We start from the raw sequence: 17,090 nt of genomic DNA, 5'->3' as shown, positions 1-17,090 counted from the left end.
GGCTCAGGTTCCTGTCAGCAGGCGTGCGGCGAAGGCATCGGGAAGACCGGCCGCACGGATCTTTGCGGCGGCGCGTTCATGGTCGTAGGGCACCCGCAGGAAGCACAGCATGGCGCTGCCCTGGTCAAACCAGGCGCAGGCCGCTGCCGGGTTGTGGTCGCGCGGCTGGCCGCAGGAACCGGGGATCGCCAGCCAGCGCCGCGAGGCGATCAGCGGGATCGGCTGGCCGGGCGTCGGCGCGAAATGGCTGGCGCCATGCGCCTGGGTGAAGTACAGCGCGGGTTCGTGCACATGGCCGCAAAAGGTCAGGCGGGCATCGGTGGCGGCAAGGCTGCGTGCGGCGGCCAGCGTGTTGCCGACATAGGCCCAGCCGTCCGCTGCCCAGGCATTCGCATGCACATAGAGTTGCTCGCCTGCGCGTGCCTGGAGCGGCAGGGCGGCGAGAAAGGCGCGTTGTTCGGCATCGAGTCGGGCGGCCGTCCACGCGATCGCCGCTTCCGCCTGCTCATTCATCGTGCTGCTGCCGGCCGCGACCGCAGCAGCGTCGTGGTTGCCGAGTACGGCGAGCGCGCCGGCGGCGACCTGTTCGCGCACGAAATCGACCATCCAGACCGGATCGGCGCCGTAGCCGACCAGGTCGCCGAGGAACACGTAGCGCTCGCAGCCGGCCTTGCGCAGCGCCTTGAAGCAGGCCTCGGTCGCCTCGCGGTTGGCGTGCAGGTCGGCAAGCAGGCCGATGCGCATGGCGGGCTGGCGTCCTCGCGGTGGTGCTCTGGTCCGCCCAGCCTGCCTGCAAAGCGCGGGCAGGTCGAGTCGACGTTGGTCGGTGGCCCGCGCCTGCTTTCCTTCCCGCGCATCCGCGCGGAAGGACAAGCAAGCGCTGCAGGGACCGACGACCGATATCCGTTCAGAGCGCTTCGAAGATGCCAGCCGCGCCCATGCCGGTGCCGATGCACATGGTGACCATGCCGTACTTCTGCTGGCGCCGGCGCAGGCCGTGGATCAGCGTCGCGGCGCGGATCGCGCCGGTTGCACCGAGGGGATGGCCGAGAGCGATCGCGCCACCGAGCGGATTGACCTTCGCCTCATCGAGGCCGACATCGCGGATCACCGCCAGCGCCTGTGCGGCGAACGCTTCGTTGAGCTCGATCCAGTCGAGCTGTTCCTTGGTCAGTCCGGCCAGCGACAGCGCCTTCGGGATCGCCGCGATCGGGCCGATGCCCATGACTTCGGGACGTACCCCGGCGACGGCGAACGAGACGTAGCGCGCGATCGGCGTGAGGTTGTACTCCCGGATGGCCTTTTCACTGGCGAGCAGCAGGGCGCCAGCGCCATCGGACATCTGCGAGGAATTGCCGGCGGTGACGCTGCCCCCGAGCTTGAACACGGTGCGCAGCCGGGCCAGGCCTTCGGCGCTGGTGTCGGCACGCGGCCCCTCGTCGGCATCGATCGTGCGCGTGTCGGCCTTGATCGTGCGTTTCGCGAGGTCGGGGTAGCGGTCGTCGAGCGCGAACGGCACGATCTCTTCCCTGAACTCGCCGGCGGCTTGTGCGGCGAGTGCCTTGCGGTGCGAGGCGAGGGCGAAGGCGTCCTGGTCCTCGCGGCTGATCTTCCACTCGCTGGCCACGTTCTCGGCAGTGATGCCCATGCCATAGGCGATGGCGATGTTCTCGTCGCGGAACGCAGCCGGGTTCATGGCGATGCGGTGACCCATCATCGGCACCATGCTCATGCTCTCGGTGCCGCCGGCCAGCATGAGGTCGGCATCGCCGGTGCGGATGCGGTCGGCGGCGAGCGCGATGGCCTGCACGCCGGACGAGCAGAAGCGGTTGATGGTCTGTGCCGGCACGCTGTTTGGCAGGCCGGCGAGCAGGATGCCGATACGGGCGACGTTCATGCCCTGCTCGGCCTCGGGCATCGCGCAACCGATCACGGCGTCATCGATGCGCGCGGGGTCGATGCCCGGCGCGGCGGCGACGGCGGCGCGTACGACGTGGGCGAGCAGGTCGTCCGGGCGCGTGTTGCGGAATGCGCCGCGTGGGGCCTTGCCGACCGGCGTGCGCACGGCGGAGACGATGTAGGCGTCCTGGATTTGCTTGGTCATTGGAAACTCCGGGAATCGGGAATGGGGAAATGGGGAATCGCGGAAGCGGGTGGATGGAACCGTCGGCGCACTGCGCCCTGATCGATTCCCCATTCCCGATTCCCGATTCCCGGCTTTGATCAATTCCTCAGCGGCTTGCCGGTGGAGAGCGTGTGGGCGATGCGCTCCTGCGTCTTCGGCATCTGTGCGAGTTCGACGAAATGCCTGCGCTCGAGGTCGAGCAGCCACTGCTCATCGACCTGCGAGCCGCGCTCGATGGTGCCGCCGCACAGCGTGTCGGCGATGCGGCTGGCAATCTCGAAATCGTGCGCCGAGATGAAGCGGCCTTCGCGCATGTTGACCAGCATCATCTTGAGCGTGGCCGTGCCGACGTCACCGGCTACGCTGATGTCGCGCGCCGGCAGTGGCGGGCGCCAGCCCGAATCGGCCATCGCCGCGGCGACCGTCCGCGCGACGTGGAGCAGTTCATAGGCATTGAATACGATGACGTCGTCGGGGCGCAGCAGGCCGAGCTGCTTGGCTTCGAGTGCACTGCCCGAGACCTTCGCCATGGCGACCGTCTCGAACATGCGCTTGACCCCGTCGAAGGCGTCGCCGACCGGGTTGCGCGACGCGCGCAGGGCGAGTTCCTTGAGGCCGCCGCCGGCCGGCAGCAGACCTACACCGGCTTCGACCAGGCCGATGTAGCTTTCCAGCGCGGCCACTGTGCGTGCTGCATGCATCTGGAATTCGCAGCCGCCGCCAAAGGCCATGCCGCGCACGGCGGCGACAATGGGGACCAGCGAATACTTGATGCGCATGCTGGTGGCCTGGAAGTTCGCCACCATCGCCTCGAAGGCGTCGATCTTGCCGGCCTGGATCAGGCCGAGTGCGCCCTTGAGGTCGGCGCCAGCCGAGAACGGTTCCCCGGTCTGCCAGATCACGACCGCCTTGAATGCTTTTTCCGCTTCCTCGATCGCGCGTTGCAGGCCGTCCAGCACGGCGTCGTTGACCGTGTTCATCTTCGTCTTGAACGAGATGACGCCGACGTCGTCGCCAAACGACCAAAGGCGTACACCGTCGTTTTCCCAGGCGGTCGTGCCGGTATCGAAGCGCTCGCCGAGCAAGGGGTCTGGGAACGGTTGGCGCGCGTAGACCGGGGCATTCGAGCGCGGCAGGTTGCGGCCGGTGGTCGGCGAGTACGAACCATCAGGCCCGTGCACGCCATCACGACCATCGCTGACCCAGGCAGGCAGCGGTGCGGTGCTCATGGCCTTGCCCGCGGCGATGTCCTCGGCGATCCACTGCGCGACCTGCTTCCAGCCGGCAGCCTGCCAGGTCTCGAACGGGCCAAGCTTCCAGCCGTAGCCCCAGCGGATCGCGAGGTCGACGTGGCGAGCGCTGTCGGCGATGTCGGCCAGGTGGTAGGCGGTGTAGTGGAAGAGGTCGCGGAACATCGCCCAAAGGAACTGCGCCTGCGGGTCGGTCGAGGTGCGCAGGGCGGCAAACTTTTCCGCCGGATCCTTGATTGCGAGGATCTTCGCGGTTTCCTCGCTGGCGCCCTCGCTGGCCGGGCGGTAATCCCGTTTGCCGAGGTCGAGGACGTGGATGTCCTTGCCGACCTTGCGGAAGAAGCCGGCGCCGGTCTTCTGGCCGAGCGCGCCCTGGTCGATCAGCGCCTGCAGCCAGGCCGGGGCGTTGAAGTAGCGGTGCCAGGGATCGTCGGGCAGGGTGTCGCGCATGGTCTTGATGACGTGCGCCATGGTGTCGAGACCGACCACGTCCGAGGTGCGGTAGGTCGCGCTCTTCGGGCGGCCGATGGCCGGGCCGGTGATCGCGTCGACGGCGTCGAAGCCGAGCCTGAACTGTTCGGTGTGGTGCATCGTGGCGAGGATCGAGAACACGCCGATGCGGTTGCCGATGAAGTTCGGCGTGTCCTTGGCGTAGACGACGCCCTTGCCGAGCGTGCTGGTCAGGAAGGCTTCGAGCGCGCCGAGCAGGCCACAATCCGTCTCGCGCGCCGGGATCAGTTCGACCAGGTGCATGTAGCGCGGCGGGTTGAAGAAGTGGATGCCGCTGAAGCGCGGGCGCAGCGCGGCCGGCAGTGCTTCGGCCAGGGCATTGATCGACAGGCCTGAGGTATTGCTTGCAACGAAAGCAGAATCAGATACATATGGCGCAATCTTCTTGTAAAGGTCGAGCTTCCAGTCGAGCCGCTCGGCGATCGCTTCGATGATCAGATCGCAGTCCTTCAGAAGATCGAGGTGTTCGTCGTAGTTGGCCGGGATGATCGCCGTCGCGCGTGTCGCATCAGCCAGTGGCGCGGGCGAGAGCTTGGCGAGGTTGGCGATCGCCTTGATCGCGATGCCGCTTTTCGGCCCTTCCTTCGCCGGCAGGTCGAACAGCACGGTCTCGACGTCGGCATTGGTCAGGTGCGCAGCGATCTGCGCACCCATGACGCCGGCACCGAGCACGGCGGCCTTGCGGATGCGGAGGAATGGGTTGTTCATCGAAAACTCCAAAGTTGAAAGCGTTGACTTGAAAAGTGCGGCCATGGATTGCCGCTATTGGACGATACGAAGATGCGATGTTCGGGAAGTGGCTCGGGTTCTCTCGCAGCAGCGAGCAGGGACGATCGCGCCGGTTACGCCCGCAACCCGGCGGCCGCGAACCGGATCAGATGCTCGGCCGCCCGTTCGCGGTGGGCCTGCTCGGACATGCTCGAGCTTCGCTTGATGACGCCGAAGTCGGCCATCGCATAGGTCAGCGCTCCGGCGATGATGTCGATGCGCCAGTACAGTTCCTCCTTGTCGAGGTGCGGCAACTGAGCGCCGAAGGCGTTGGCGAACTCCTTCAGCACATGCCCGTAGTTGTCCGACAGGAACCGGCGCAGGCGCTCGTTGTGTTCAGCATAGGCACGAGCCAGCACACGCATGAAGGTCGCGCCGCCACTCGTGTCGATCGACAGCGCGAGCGCCGGGTGTATGAAGGCGGCGAGCAGATCCTCGAGGGTCACTCGTGGCTGTGCGAGCACGCGCGCCAGCGCATCGAGGCGCTGTGTGCTGAGTTCGTCGAGGCGGCGGCGGAAGACCTCGTTGACGAGATTGTCCTTGGAGCCGAAGTGATAGTTCACTGCGGCGAGGTTGACCTTGGCGGCGGCGGTCAGTTCACGCAGCGAGGCACCGGCGAAACCGTTGCGTGCGAACAGTTCCTCGGCGGCGCCGAGGATGCGCTCCTTGGTCGAGAAGTGCGGCGAGTCCACGGGGTTCCCTGCGATCGATGTCGAACAACTGTTTGAATCATACGTGGGGGGGGGCTGGCCGGCAATGGAAAACGCGACCCCGTGCGCACTTGCGGGGTGCACATGGTCACGAAATCGATCTAGAATGCGCAGCGGATTTGCCCGCTAACTGCCCGGATTGACGTGGTTTTGCTTCCCGGCGCCCGTCCGCCGCGGTTCCCCTGTCCCCGAAAACGCAAGGTCCCCGAACAATGGCGCTGGAGCGCACCCTGTCGATCATCAAGCCCGATGCCGTGAAGAAGAACGTCATCGGCGAAATCTATTCCCGTTTCGAGAAGGGCGGCCTGAAGGTCGTCGCCGCACGCATGAAGCAGCTCTCGCGCGCCGAGGCGGAAGGTTTCTACGCGGTCCATCGCGAGCGGCCGTTCTTCGGTGCGCTGGTCGAGTTCATGATCTCGGGTCCGGTGATGATCCAGGTGCTCGAAGGCGAAAGCGCAATCGCCAAGAACCGTGAGCTGATGGGGGCCACCGATCCGAAGAAGGCAGACAAGGGCACGATCCGTGCCGATTTCGCCGACTCGATCGATGCGAATGCCGTGCACGGCTCCGACGCACCGGAAACGGCAGCGCAGGAAATCGCCTACTTCTTCGCCGCGTCCGAGATCGCGGCACGCTGAGCGGGCATGTGACGGCCGTGGAAAAATCCAACCTGTTCGGCCTCGATCGCCAAGGCCTGCGCGAGTTCTTCGCGCAGGCCGGCGAGAAGCCGTATCGTGCCGACCAGGTCATGAAATGGATCTACCACCGGCACGTCACCGATTTTTCCGCGATGACCGATGTCGGCAAGGCGCTGCGTGCCAAGCTCGAAGGCATCGCCGAGATCGTGCCGCCGAACGTGCTGTTCGAAAAACAGTCGACGGACGGCACCCACAAGTGGTTGCTCGGCATGGACAGCCGCAACGCGATCGAGACGGTGTTCATCCCGGAAAGCACGCGCGGCACGCTGTGCGTGTCCTCGCAGGTCGGCTGCGGACTGAACTGCCAGTTCTGCTCGACTGCCACGCAGGGCTTCAACCGCAACCTGTCGACTGCCGAGATCATAGGTCAGGTCTGGGTGGCGGCGCGCCACCTCGGCAACGTCCCGCACCATCAGCGCAAGCTCACCAATGTGGTCATGATGGGCATGGGTGAGCCGCTGCTCAATTTCGACAACGTCGTGCGTGCGATGAGCATCATGCGCGACGACCTTGGCTTCGGCCTCGCCAACAAGCGCGTCACCCTGTCGACCGCTGGTCTGGTACCGATGATCGATCGTCTCTCGGAGGAGAGCGACGTCTCGCTGGCTGTGTCGCTGCATGCCCCGAACGATGCACTGCGCACCGAACTGGTGCCGCTGAACAGGAAGTATCCGATCAGCGAATTGATCGATGCCTGCGCGCGCTACGCCGCGCGCCGCCCGCGCACAACGATCACCTTCGAGTACACCATGATGAAGGGTGTCAACGACACCCCGGAGCTCGCGCGGCAGTTGGTCAAGCTGATGCGCAAGGTTCCGAGCAAGGTCAACCTGATTCCGTTCAACCCGTTCGCCGGCACGCGCTTCGAGCGGTCCGACGAGACGACCATTCGTGCGTTCCAGAAGATCCTGCTCGATGCCAATGTCCTCACCATGGTCAGACGCACGCGTGGCGACGACATCGATGCAGCCTGCGGACAGCTCAAGGGTCAGGTCATGGACCGCACGCGCCGCCAAGCGGAATTCCAGCGCAAGCTGACCGGAGGTGTCGCCGATGCGGCGTGAACGTGCCGTCGTTGTGTGCCTGCTTGCCTTGGCCATCGCCGGCTGCGCCAGCAGCGGCGGTGGTTCGCGGCCGTCCAGTGTCGTCGATGCGCCGGCGAAATCGAATCCGGATGATCCGCGCACCAAGGCGGCCAAGGAGAATACCGAGCTTGGCCTGGGCTATATGCGCCAAGGCAAGCTGGAGATCGCCCTCGAGAAGCTCAACAAGGCACTATCCGCCGATCCGCGCTACACGGATGCGCACACCGTCATTGCAGTTCTCTACGAGCAGATCGGCGACCGTGCCAAGGCCGAGGAGCACTACCGGCGCGCGGTGCAACTGCGGCCGAGGTCGGGCAACGAGAACAACAACTACGGCTGGTTCCTGTGCAATGCGCTCGGCCGTTATGACGACTCGGCAGGTTATTTCGAGAAGGCCGTCGCGGATCCGTTCTATCAGACCCCGGTAGTGGCCTTGACCAATGCGGGATCGTGTGCGATCAAGGCCGGCAGGTTCGATGTGGCCGAGCGCGATCTTCGCCTCGCCCTCGACCGCGATCCCAACCAGGCTGTGGCATTGCTCGGACTGGCCGACGTGCTCTACCGCAAGAACGAGTTCTTCAAGGCGCGCGCCTTCATCCAGCGTTACGAGGCAGTCGGCGGGGGGAGTGCGGAATCCCTGATGCTCGGACGCAACATCGAGCTTCGGCTCGGCAACGCGAGCGCGGCTGTCGACTACACACGACGTCTGCGCGAGCGTTTCCCCGATTCCGAACAGGCACGGATGCTTGACAACCCGGGTTCATCCTGATGCCGATCGACGAAGCCCAAGCCATGCGGTGGGAAGGTCGCATGGACGAATCATCCGGTCGGACCGGCGAGGTGGATCCTCGCCAGCTCGACCTGACGCTGTTTCCGGAGAACCAAACAGTGAGCAACGCCGGCCCCGAGCACGCTGAACTGGTCGATGCGCAGTCCCATGAACGGGATCCTGCAGGCTGCTCGTTGGCCGCCCCGCCGGACGACGTCGGCATCGGTGCGCGTCTGCGCATCGAGCGCGAGCGTCGCGGCTGGTCACGTGAGGACGTTGCCGCACGCCTCAAGTGGCAGGCCAGCCTCGTCCGCCGCATCGAGGAGGAGGACTATGCCGGCATCAGCCACGCGGTCTATCTGCGCGGCTACCTGGTCGGCTACACCCGCCTGCTCGGCCTGCCCGTCGAACTGGCCGATGCGGTTGTCACCCGGCATGCGCAAGCCGAGGAGCCGCTGGTTGCCACAGGCGCAATCTCACGTTCACGCTATCTGCTCGACCGCTACTCGGTCAGCGCGACATATCTGATCCTGACCGGCCTGGTCATCGGTCCGGCGGTCTGGCTCGCCACGCATGGTGGGCTCGCGCAGAACCTTGCGCGCACGGTCGTCCTCGACTCCGCCCCGGTGGTGACGACGGTTGCGGCCACACCAACCACCGTCGTCACCGAGCCGGCTGCGGTCGAGGCCACCGTCGTACCGGTGTCCGCGCCAATGGCGTTGGAACCGGCGCCGGTCGTGGCCTCGATGGCGCCGTTCCCCGCAGTGACGTCGTCCGTGGCGCCGTCCCCGGTCACAGACAAGGCCGCGCATTCGCTGTCGCTGCACCTGCGTGAGGCGAGTTGGGTCGAGGTGACCGCCGCGAATGGCGAGAAACTCGAATATGGGCTGCTCAGCGCCGGAACCGAACGCCGGTATTCGAGCGACGACGTGATCACCGTGCGCATCGGCAATGCCGAGGGGGCCGAAGTCGTCGCCGACGGGGAAGTCATCGACCTCGCACCGTTCCGCCGCGCCAATGTCGCTCATCTGAAGCTGTTCGGCAGCGACGCCAAGGTCGCCCGCGTCGAACTTTGAGCCGTCCGCATCCACGGCTTTTTTACGGGCTTGCTCCGGTTTCCTGATATCCTGCGCCGCTTCGCGTGGCGCCGGCTGGCTGGCGCCTGATCCGTGCGCGACGGTCAACTCCGGTGATATGGCATGGCTTTCGAAGTCCTCGACGAACACGAACAAGGCGAACTGGTCCGCAAGTGGGTGCGTGACAACTGGGTTTCGATCGCGGTTGGTATCGCAATCGGCCTGTCCCTGATTTTCGGTTGGCAGCAGTGGAAGCTGCGCCAGGTACGCACACAAGGCGAGGCGGCGATGCAATTCCGCGCCTTTGCCGACGCCATGGAGGCTGGGCGCGAAGACGATGCAACGAAGATCGCCGACGCCCTGCGCAGCAACCATGCAGGCAGTCCGTACGTGGTGTTCGCATCGCTCGAACAGGCCGAGAAGGCGGTTGCCAAGGGGGATCTCGCTGCCGCCCAGGCCGCGCTCGCTGTTGCCGACGCCAACACCAAGGACTCCACGCTGAAGGCACTGGTGGCGCTGCGCATGGCCAGCGTCCTGCTGGCCAACGGTGACGCGTCCGGAGCCCTTGCGCGAATTGACGGCATGTCGAAAACGGATTTCGTCGCACTCGCCAGTGAACTGCGAGGCGACGCACTCACCCGGCTTGGTCGCAGTGCCGATGCGCGCTCGGCCTACGAAGAAGCGCTGAAGGCGCTTGACCCGATGTCGCCGGGCCGCGACCTGATCGAGATGAAGCTTGGCGACCTGCCGGATGCGGAGAAACAGAATTCATGAAGCGCGCCCTCGTCGTCCCCGTCATCGCGGCAGCCATCGTTGCACTCGGTGGCTGCAAGTGGCTCGACAAGCTTGGCCGCAAGGACAACGTCGAGCCGCCGACGCCGCTGTCGGAGTCGTTCACGCCGACCCTCGCTGTACAGTCCCTGTGGACGGCCACGCCGGGCAAAGGTGCCGGCAACTCGGGTGCTCGACTGCGCCCGGCAGTGGCCGATGGCCGTCTCTATGTGGCGGGTGTCGACGGCAGCGTGCAGGCGCTGGACGCTGCCACCGGGCGCAACCTGTGGAGCGTGCGCGACAAGAAGGAACGCTGGTCCGGTGGCCCTGCAGCGAATGGCGACCTCGTCGTCGTCGGCTCCCTGGAGGGTTCCCTGCATGCCTTTTCCGCGACGGATGGCAGCCCGCGCTGGCAGAGCCGGATCGATGCCGAAATCATCACGGCACCGGCAATGGGCAACGATCTCGTCGCCGTGCGTGCGCAGAATGGTCGCCTGTTCGGCATCGACCCGGCCGACGGTTCGCGCAAGTGGGTCTACGAGCAGGCTGTGCCGGCGCTCAGCCTGCGCGGCAATTCCTCGCCGGTAATCGCCGGAGACCTTGTCGTCGGTGGTTATGACAGTGGTCGATTGGTCGCCGTGCGCAGTTCCGACGGTGCGCTGGCGTGGACACAGTTGCTGTCGAACGCCGAGGGCCGCACCGAGGTTGAGCGTCTCGCTGACATCGATGGTCAGGTCGTCGTTGATGCCAACGAAGTATTCGCCGTCGGCTACCGCGGCCAGATCGCCGTGTTCTATGCCGACAGCGGTCGCCCGGCCTGGGGGCGCGAGATGAACAGCTATGCCGGCGTCGGCGTCAGCGCGACCGCCGTCGTCACCAGCGATGCCGAAGGCAACGTGTGGGCGTTTGATCGCCAGAGCGGTGCCAACCTTTGGAAGAACGAGGAACTGCGCCACCGCTGGCTGACCGCGCCGGCAATCATCGGCAACCACGCCGTGGTCGGCGACCTCGACGGCTGGGTGCACTGGCTCGAACTCGGCGAAGGTCGCCTGGTCGCCCGCCAGCGCCTCGGCAAGAAGCCGATCGAAAGCACTCCGGTCGTCGCTGACGATGTCGTCTACGTCGAGGACGTCGAAGGGCGCATCGGCGCCTGGCGTACGCCCTGACATCAATCGCGCCCGCGCGCCGCGAGGCCGCGGGCGGTTCCGGTGCGGGCGGGGCCCGTACCGCTTGATCCATCCGCAACGGAGCGCCCGCGATGCTGCCCGTCGTCGCCCTGGTCGGACGCCCGAACGTCGGCAAGTCGACCCTCTTCAACGTCCTCACGCGTTCGCGCGACGCCCTTGTTGCCGACCTGCCTGGCGTCACCCGTGACCGCCACTACGGCATCTGCCGGCTCGAACCGCGCCGCTTCGTCGTCGTCGACACCGGCGGTATCGCCGACAGCGACGAAGGCCTGGCCGGCCTGACCACGCGCCAAGTCGAGCTGGCCATCGGCGAGGCCGATGTCGTCGTCTTCGTCGTCGACGCGCGCGACGGCCTGCTGCCGAGCGACGAGGCGATCCTCGTCCGCTTGCGCAAGCTCGGCAAACCGCTCGTGCTTGGCGTCAACAAGACCGACGGCCTCGACGAAGCGGCTGCGCTCGCCGAGTTTTCGCGCCTCGGTTCGGCCGCGGCGATTCCGCTTGCCGCCTCGCATGGCCGCGGCGTGGTGCCGCTGCTGGCCGCGGTAGCGGAGCGTCTGCCGCCGGAGATCGAGACCGAGCCGAGCAACGCCGACGAAGGCGGCATGCGTGTCGCCATCGTCGGCCGCCCGAATGTCGGCAAGTCGACCCTGGTCAACCGCCTGCTCGGTGAGGACCGGGTGATCGTCTCTGATGTCGCCGGCACCACGCGCGACTCGATCCGCGTGCCACTCGAACGCGACGGTCGCCGTTACACCCTGATCGACACCGCCGGCGTCCGGCGCAAGGGCCGCATCGACGACGCGGTCGAGAAATTCAGCGTCATCAAGACCCTGCAATCGGTCGAGGCGGCCAACGTCGTCGTCGTCGTGCTCGACGCGCGCGAGGGTGTGACCGACCAGGATGCGGCCCTCATCGGCCATGTGCTCGATGCCGGCCGTGCCCTGGTGATCGCCGCCAACAAGTGGGATGGCCTGGCCAAGTACGACCGCGAGCAATGCCGCGTCTCGCTGGCGCGCCGGCTGGTATTCGTCGAGTGGGCGCCGCAGGTGACGATCTCGGCGCTGCACGGCAGCGGCATCGGCGAACTCATGAAGGCGGTCAACCGCGCCTACGCCGCAGCCAATCGCAAGCTCACTTCGTCGGAACTCACGCGCGCGCTGGAGGCGGCCTATGCCGCCTACCAGCCGCCGCTCGTGCGCGGCCACGCGCCAAAGCTCAAGTACGCGCATCCAGGCGGATCGAATCCGCCGACCATCGTCATTCACGGTTCGCGCACGAAGCACCTGGCCGAGTCCTACCGGCGCTACCTCGAGAACTTCTTCCGCAAGCGTTACCGCCTCGAAGGCACGCCGATCCGCATCGACTTCAGCGAAAGCGAGAACCCCTACGCCGGCAAGAAGAACGTGCTGAGCGAAGGCCAGCAGAAGCGCCGCCAGCGCATGATCCGCCACGCCAAGCGCAACAAGCACTGAAGCCAGGTGCGGCACCATGAATCCCGTCGATGTGCAGGCGACCACCGCGGCGATCCTCGCCGGCGGTCGCGGCGAACGCATGGGCGGCGTCGACAAGGGCCTGCTCGAAGTCGATGGTCAACGTCTCGCCGAACGCGTCCTTGCCGCGCTGCGCGGGCAGGGCATCGACAATGTGCTGATCGTCGCCAACCGCTCGCATGATGAATATGCGCGCCTCGCGCCGGTCGTCGCCGATGCCGGGCCGGCCTTCCGCGGCCCGCTTGCCGGCATTGCCGCTGCACTCGCGGTCTGTGCGACGCCGTGGCTGTTGAGTGTGCCGGTGGATTGCCCGACACTGCCGCCGGACCTGTTCGCACGCCTCGCCACCGCTGCGCGCAGCGGCGCGGGCGCTGCGGTCTTCGTCGCGCACGATGGCGAACGCCGCCAGCCGCTGTTCGCGCTGTACCGGCGGACGCTCGCTGACGAAGCGGTCGCTGCGCTTGCCGCGAACCTCGGTGTGCATGCCTGGCAGGTGCGCATCGGCGCATGCGAGGTTGACTTCGCCGACATGCGCGCGCATTTCGCCAATCTCAACACGCCGGCCGAACTCGCTGCGCATGCAGGGAAGAACCACGATGGCTGATGCACCCGCCGGGGCTATCACGGTCGATGAAGCCGTCGCGCGCATGCTCGCGCTTGCCGCCTCGCGCCACCCCGGTACGGAAACCGTCGATCTGCATCGAGCGCTTGGTCGCGTGCTTGCCCGCGACGTCATGGCCGGCCACGACCTGCCGCCGTTCGCAAACTCGGCAATGGACGGCTTTGCCGTGCGTGGTGCCGATCTGTCCATCCACGGCGACACGTGCCTGCGCATTGCCGGTACGCGTTACGCCGGCGATCCGGAAACTGCCGCGATCGGCCCCGGCGAGTGCCTGCGCATCACCACCGGTGCGCCGCTGCCGAGCGGCGCCGACACCGTCGTCATCAAGGAGCGCGTGCGCGTCGAGGGTCATGTCCTCGTCGTGTCGGCCGGCGAGAAGGCCGGGGCCAACGTGCGCGCCGCCGGCGAGGACATCGCGCGCGGCATGCGGGCGCTCGCCGCTGGCGAGGTCATCGGCGCCGCGCGTCTCGGTGTACTCGCGTCGCTCGGTTGTGCGCATGTCGAAGTCACCCGCCAGCCGCGTGCCGCCGTGTTGAGCAGCGGCGACGAGCTGGTCATGCCGGGGCGACCGCTCGGTCACGCGCAGATCCATGACAGCAATGGCTTCAGTCTGGCCGCGCTCGCTGCCGAAGCCGGCGCCAGCCTGGTCCATGCACCGCTGCCGTTCCGCCATGTGCGGGATGACCGGGGCGTGCTGCGCGAAGTCCTGCTTGCCGCCGCGGCCGACGCCGATGTCATCATCACCAGTGGTGGTGTATCAGCCGGCGAGAAGGACCTGTTGCCTGCGCTGCTTGCAGAACTCGGCGAGGTCGTGTTCTGGAAGGTGCGCATGCGTCCCGGCATGCCGGTCCTGTGTGGCACGCTCGGCCGTACTGTGGTCGTCGGCCTGCCTGGGAACCCGGTATCCGGCGTCGTCACCTTCCTGTTGTTCGTGCGGCCCCTGCTGCGCGCCCTGCAGGGCATCGCCGAGCCATCTTCACCGCGCCTGCATGCGCGGTTGTCGGCACCGATCGCCAAGCGCCACGATCGTGCCGAGTTCATGCGCGCACGCCTCGAACCGCATGCCGATGGCACGCTCGGCGTACGCGTGCTGCCGAAGCAGGGCTCGGGCATGCTGCACGGCGTGGTCGTTGCGGACGCATTGGTGGTCGTGCCGGAGGATGTCCGCGAGCTCGACACGGGCCATGTGGTCGAAGTGATCGCCCTGCCTGCAGGATACTGAGCCGATGCCAAACCGCCTGCCACTGCCCGTCGAGATCGACCCCATCGATGCGCTCACGCGCCAGCGCGACGGCACCGTGCTGATCGACGTGCGCGAGGATGGCGAGCGCGAGGCCGGCATGCCGGCCGGCGCGCACGGCATCGCACGTGCGCAGCTGCCGGAACGCATCGACGCGCTCGCCAACCGCACGACGCCGGTCCTGTTGATCTGCGCCAGCGGACGTCGCTCGCTGCTCGCGCGCGATGACCTGCTCGCGCTCGGCTATCGCGACGTCGCCTCGGTGCGCGGCGGTTTCACGCGCTGGCGCGCGGAAGGCCTGCCGCAGGCGGACGGCGCGTTCGATTCCGACTCGGCCGAGCGCTATGCGCGTCATCTGCTCCTGCCGGAGGTCGGTGTCGCAGGTCAGCGCCGACTCGCGCAGGCGCGCATCGCCATGGTCGGCGCCGGTGGGCTCGGCTCACCGGCTTCGCTCTATCTGGTCGCCGCCGGTATCGGTCACATCAGCCTGATCGACGACGATCACGTCGAGCGCTCGAATCTGCAACGCCAGATCGTGCATGCCGATGCGCGCGTCGGCATGGCCAAGGTCGAGTCGGCGCGACAGACGCTGGCCGCGCTGAATCCGCAGGTACACATCGACACCCACGAGACACGCCTGTCGGCCGCGAACGTCGAAGCGCTCATCGCGGGCCACGAAGTCGTCATCGACGGCGCCGACAACTTCCCGACGCGCTACCTGCTCGATGCCGCCTGCCGTCGCCTGCGCATCCCGCTCGTCTACGGCGCCGTGCATCGTTTCAGCGGCCAGGTCAGCGTGTTCGACGCGCGCCGCGACGACTCGCCGTGCTACCGCTGCCTGTTTCCCGAAGCGCCCTCTGCGGCGGAAGCGCCGAACTGTAGCGAAGCCGGCGTGCTTGGCGTCCTGCCCGGCACCATCGGCCTGCTGCAGGCCACCGAGGCCATCAAGCTGATCCTCGGTCAGGGGCGAACGCTGGTCGGCCGCTTGCTGTGCTACGACGCGCTTGCCGCGGGCTTTCACGAGCTCGCCTTGCCGCGCGATCCGGCCTGCCCGGGCTGCGGCCCCGATGCCGTGTTCGACGGCTACGTCGATCTTGCGGCGCGCTGCAGGGCCGAACCGTAGGGGCAATCCCGGGCGTGACGCCTGGCCAGATTTCCCTGCCGCGAGCGCGCGACGCAGTCAGCGGAACGTGGCGCGGCGATGATCAGCTCTTGACCGCCGCCGGGCGACCACTACGCCGCCGCCGGCGCTTCTGGTTGCCTGCGGCGTGTTCGCCGCCATTGTTGCGCGATTGCTGGGCGTGCGGGCGTCGAGCCTGCGGCGAACCGTTGCGCGGCTGACGTGGGCCACCACTGCCACCTGGACCGTCGAGGCGCAGCGGTCGTGCCGGTTCAAAGCCGGGCACATCCTCGATGGCGATGTCCTGTTTGAGCAACTTGCGGATGTCGCGCAGCAGGCCTTCCTCGGCGTGGCTGACCAGGGACACGGCCAGGCCCTCGGCGCCGGCGCGGCCGGTGCGGCCGATGCGGTGCACGTAGTCCTCGGCGACCATCGGCAGGTCGAAGTTGATCACACGCGGCAACTGGTCGATGTCGAGACCGCGTGCGGCGATGTCGGTGGCAACGAGGATGCCGACCCTGCCGCTCTTGAAGTCGGCGAGCGCGCGCGTGCGCTGGTTCTGGCTCTTGTTGCCGTGGATCGCGGCTGCGCGCAGGCCGGCTTTGTCGAGCTGCTTGGCCAGTTTGTCGGAGCCGTGCTTGGTGCGGCAGAACACGAGGGTCTGGGCGGCGTCCGCTTCGAGCAGGTACAGCAGCAGGTCGCGCTTGGCCTCGGCATCGACCGGATGCACGCGATGGCTGACAGTGGCGGCGACGCTGTTCGGCCTGGCCACCTGGATCTCGTCGGGGGCATGCATGAACTGCGCAGCCAGCGCCTTGATCTCGGTCGAGAACGTCGCCGAGAACAGCAGGGTCTGGCGCTGCGCGGGCAGGGCCGCCAGCACGCGCTTCATCTGCGGCAGGAAGCCCATGTCGAGCATGCGGTCGGCCTCGTCGAGGACGAGCACCTCGATCGCGGACAGGTCGACGCTGCGTTGCTGCATGTGGTCGAGCAGCCGACCCGGGGTGGCGACGACGATGTCGACGCCACGGCGCAGTGCGTCGATCTGCGGATTCATGCCGACGCCGCCGAAGATCGTCAGCGATTTCGCGCCGACGTGCTTGCCGTAGGTGCGCACGCTGTCCTGTACCTGGGCGGCGAGTTCACGCGTCGGCGTCAGGATCAGTGCGCGTGGTCTGCGTGGCGCGCCGGTGGCGCGCGCATGGCGCATGTAGAGGTGTTCGAGCAGGGGCAGGGTGAAGGCGGCGGTCTTGCCGGTGCCGGTTTGTGCGCCGGCCATGACGTCGCGGCCGGCGAGCACCACTGGGATCGCGGCGGCCTGGACCGGGGTCGGTTCGGTGTACTGCTGTTCGGCGATCGCGCGCAGCAGGGCGGGCGACAGCCCGAGGGTGTCGAAACTCATGGAAAACTTCCTTATGTGTACCCGGAGCGTCCCTGTGAACCGCGCAGCGGGAAATGAAATGGCGGCCGCGACCCAGGACGGGTGCGTGCCGGTTGCTGGCGTCGAAGACCGAACGGGGAAGCATCGCGCGGAGCCGCTGGTGCGGGGCGCGGGCCTTGAGGGAAGTCGGAGGGCAACGCTGCAAAAACGCGCGCATCTTAGCGCAACGCGACCAAGCGGGCCAGCACAGACATGACCTGTGTCCTTTGACCGCAGGCGACACCGTGC

Annotated in this window: 15 protein-coding genes; 10 read left to right on the top strand and 5 right to left on the bottom strand. The window is 67.1% G+C overall.

Translation table 11 applies throughout. The annotated features are described in order from the left end of the window. Nucleotides 1-3: 3 nt before the first annotated feature. The 4 genes from KF907_RS14635 to KF907_RS14620 form a co-directional block, all read right to left on the bottom strand. Nucleotides 4-744: a metallophosphoesterase family protein gene (locus KF907_RS14635; protein ID WP_291221562.1), complete on the bottom strand. Its 741-nt coding sequence runs from the start codon at nucleotides 742-744 to the stop codon at nucleotides 4-6. Between the two features lie 163 nt (nucleotides 745-907). Next, a complete protein-coding gene (locus KF907_RS14630) occupies nucleotides 908-2,104 on the bottom strand; it encodes an acetyl-CoA C-acyltransferase (protein WP_291221560.1) in 1,197 nt (398 codons plus the stop codon). Nucleotides 2,105-2,223: 119 nt separating this feature from the next. After that, a complete protein-coding gene (locus tag KF907_RS14625) occupies nucleotides 2,224-4,593 on the bottom strand; it encodes a 3-hydroxyacyl-CoA dehydrogenase/enoyl-CoA hydratase family protein (RefSeq protein WP_291221558.1) in 2,370 nt (789 codons plus the stop codon). 134 nt (nucleotides 4,594-4,727) lie between these two features. After that, entirely contained in the window at nucleotides 4,728-5,345 is a 618-nt protein-coding gene (locus KF907_RS14620; RefSeq protein WP_291221556.1) for a TetR/AcrR family transcriptional regulator, read from the bottom strand. Between the two features lie 230 nt (nucleotides 5,346-5,575). Between KF907_RS14620 and ndk the strand changes: the two genes are divergently transcribed. The 10 genes from ndk to moeB all read left to right on the top strand — a co-directional run bounded on the left by ndk (nucleotide 5,576) and on the right by moeB (nucleotide 15,424). Beyond that, nucleotides 5,576-6,001 (top strand): nucleoside-diphosphate kinase, encoded by a 426-nt coding sequence (gene ndk / locus KF907_RS14615; protein WP_291221554.1) that lies wholly within the window; start codon nucleotides 5,576-5,578, stop codon nucleotides 5,999-6,001. Nucleotides 6,002-6,009: 8 nt separating this feature from the next. Next, nucleotides 6,010-7,125, top strand: a complete 1,116-nt coding sequence (gene rlmN, locus KF907_RS14610) for a dual-specificity RNA methyltransferase RlmN (protein ID WP_291221552.1) — start codon at nucleotides 6,010-6,012, stop codon at nucleotides 7,123-7,125. Next, nucleotides 7,115-7,915, top strand: coding sequence for a type IV pilus biogenesis/stability protein PilW (gene pilW, locus KF907_RS14605; protein WP_291221550.1), 801 nt, complete (start codon nucleotides 7,115-7,117; stop codon nucleotides 7,913-7,915). The genes rlmN and pilW overlap by 11 nt, the downstream gene beginning before the upstream one ends. Before the next feature lie 41 nt (nucleotides 7,916-7,956). After that, nucleotides 7,957-8,991, top strand: coding sequence for a helix-turn-helix domain-containing protein (locus KF907_RS14600; protein ID WP_291221548.1), 1,035 nt, complete (start codon nucleotides 7,957-7,959; stop codon nucleotides 8,989-8,991). Between the two features lie 123 nt (nucleotides 8,992-9,114). Next, nucleotides 9,115-9,765 carry a YfgM family protein gene (locus KF907_RS14595; protein ID WP_291221547.1) on the top strand — a complete coding sequence of 217 codons (651 nt, stop codon included), beginning with the start codon at nucleotides 9,115-9,117 and terminating at the stop codon, nucleotides 9,763-9,765. Further along, nucleotides 9,762-10,928, top strand: coding sequence for an outer membrane protein assembly factor BamB (gene bamB / locus KF907_RS14590; protein WP_291221545.1), 1,167 nt, complete (start codon nucleotides 9,762-9,764; stop codon nucleotides 10,926-10,928). The genes KF907_RS14595 and bamB overlap by 4 nt, the downstream gene beginning before the upstream one ends. A 92-nt stretch (nucleotides 10,929-11,020) precedes the next feature. Then, complete coding sequence (gene der / locus KF907_RS14585) at nucleotides 11,021-12,421, top strand: ribosome biogenesis GTPase Der (protein ID WP_291221543.1); 1,401 nt, start codon at nucleotides 11,021-11,023, stop codon at nucleotides 12,419-12,421. A gap of 16 nt (nucleotides 12,422-12,437) precedes the next feature. Next, a complete protein-coding gene (mobA, locus tag KF907_RS14580; protein WP_291221542.1) occupies nucleotides 12,438-13,043 on the top strand; it encodes a molybdenum cofactor guanylyltransferase MobA in 606 nt (201 codons plus the stop codon). Then, nucleotides 13,036-14,283, top strand: a complete 1,248-nt coding sequence (locus KF907_RS14575; RefSeq protein ID WP_291221540.1) for a molybdopterin molybdotransferase MoeA — start codon at nucleotides 13,036-13,038, stop codon at nucleotides 14,281-14,283. The genes mobA and KF907_RS14575 overlap by 8 nt, the downstream gene beginning before the upstream one ends. Before the next feature lie 4 nt (nucleotides 14,284-14,287). Next, nucleotides 14,288-15,424: a molybdopterin-synthase adenylyltransferase MoeB gene (gene moeB / locus KF907_RS14570; RefSeq protein WP_291221538.1), complete on the top strand. Its 1,137-nt coding sequence runs from the start codon at nucleotides 14,288-14,290 to the stop codon at nucleotides 15,422-15,424. A gap of 82 nt (nucleotides 15,425-15,506) precedes the next feature. Here moeB and KF907_RS14565 read toward each other — a convergent pair whose 3' ends face one another. Next, nucleotides 15,507-16,823, bottom strand: a complete 1,317-nt coding sequence (locus KF907_RS14565) for a DEAD/DEAH box helicase (protein WP_291221536.1) — start codon at nucleotides 16,821-16,823, stop codon at nucleotides 15,507-15,509. Between the last annotated feature and the right edge of the window lie 267 nt (nucleotides 16,824-17,090).

This window comes from Dokdonella sp. (genome assembly GCF_019634775.1).
In the GTDB taxonomy this organism is placed as follows: domain Bacteria; phylum Pseudomonadota; class Gammaproteobacteria; order Xanthomonadales; family Rhodanobacteraceae; genus Dokdonella.
This window is presented reverse-complemented; position numbering and strand designations above follow the sequence as displayed.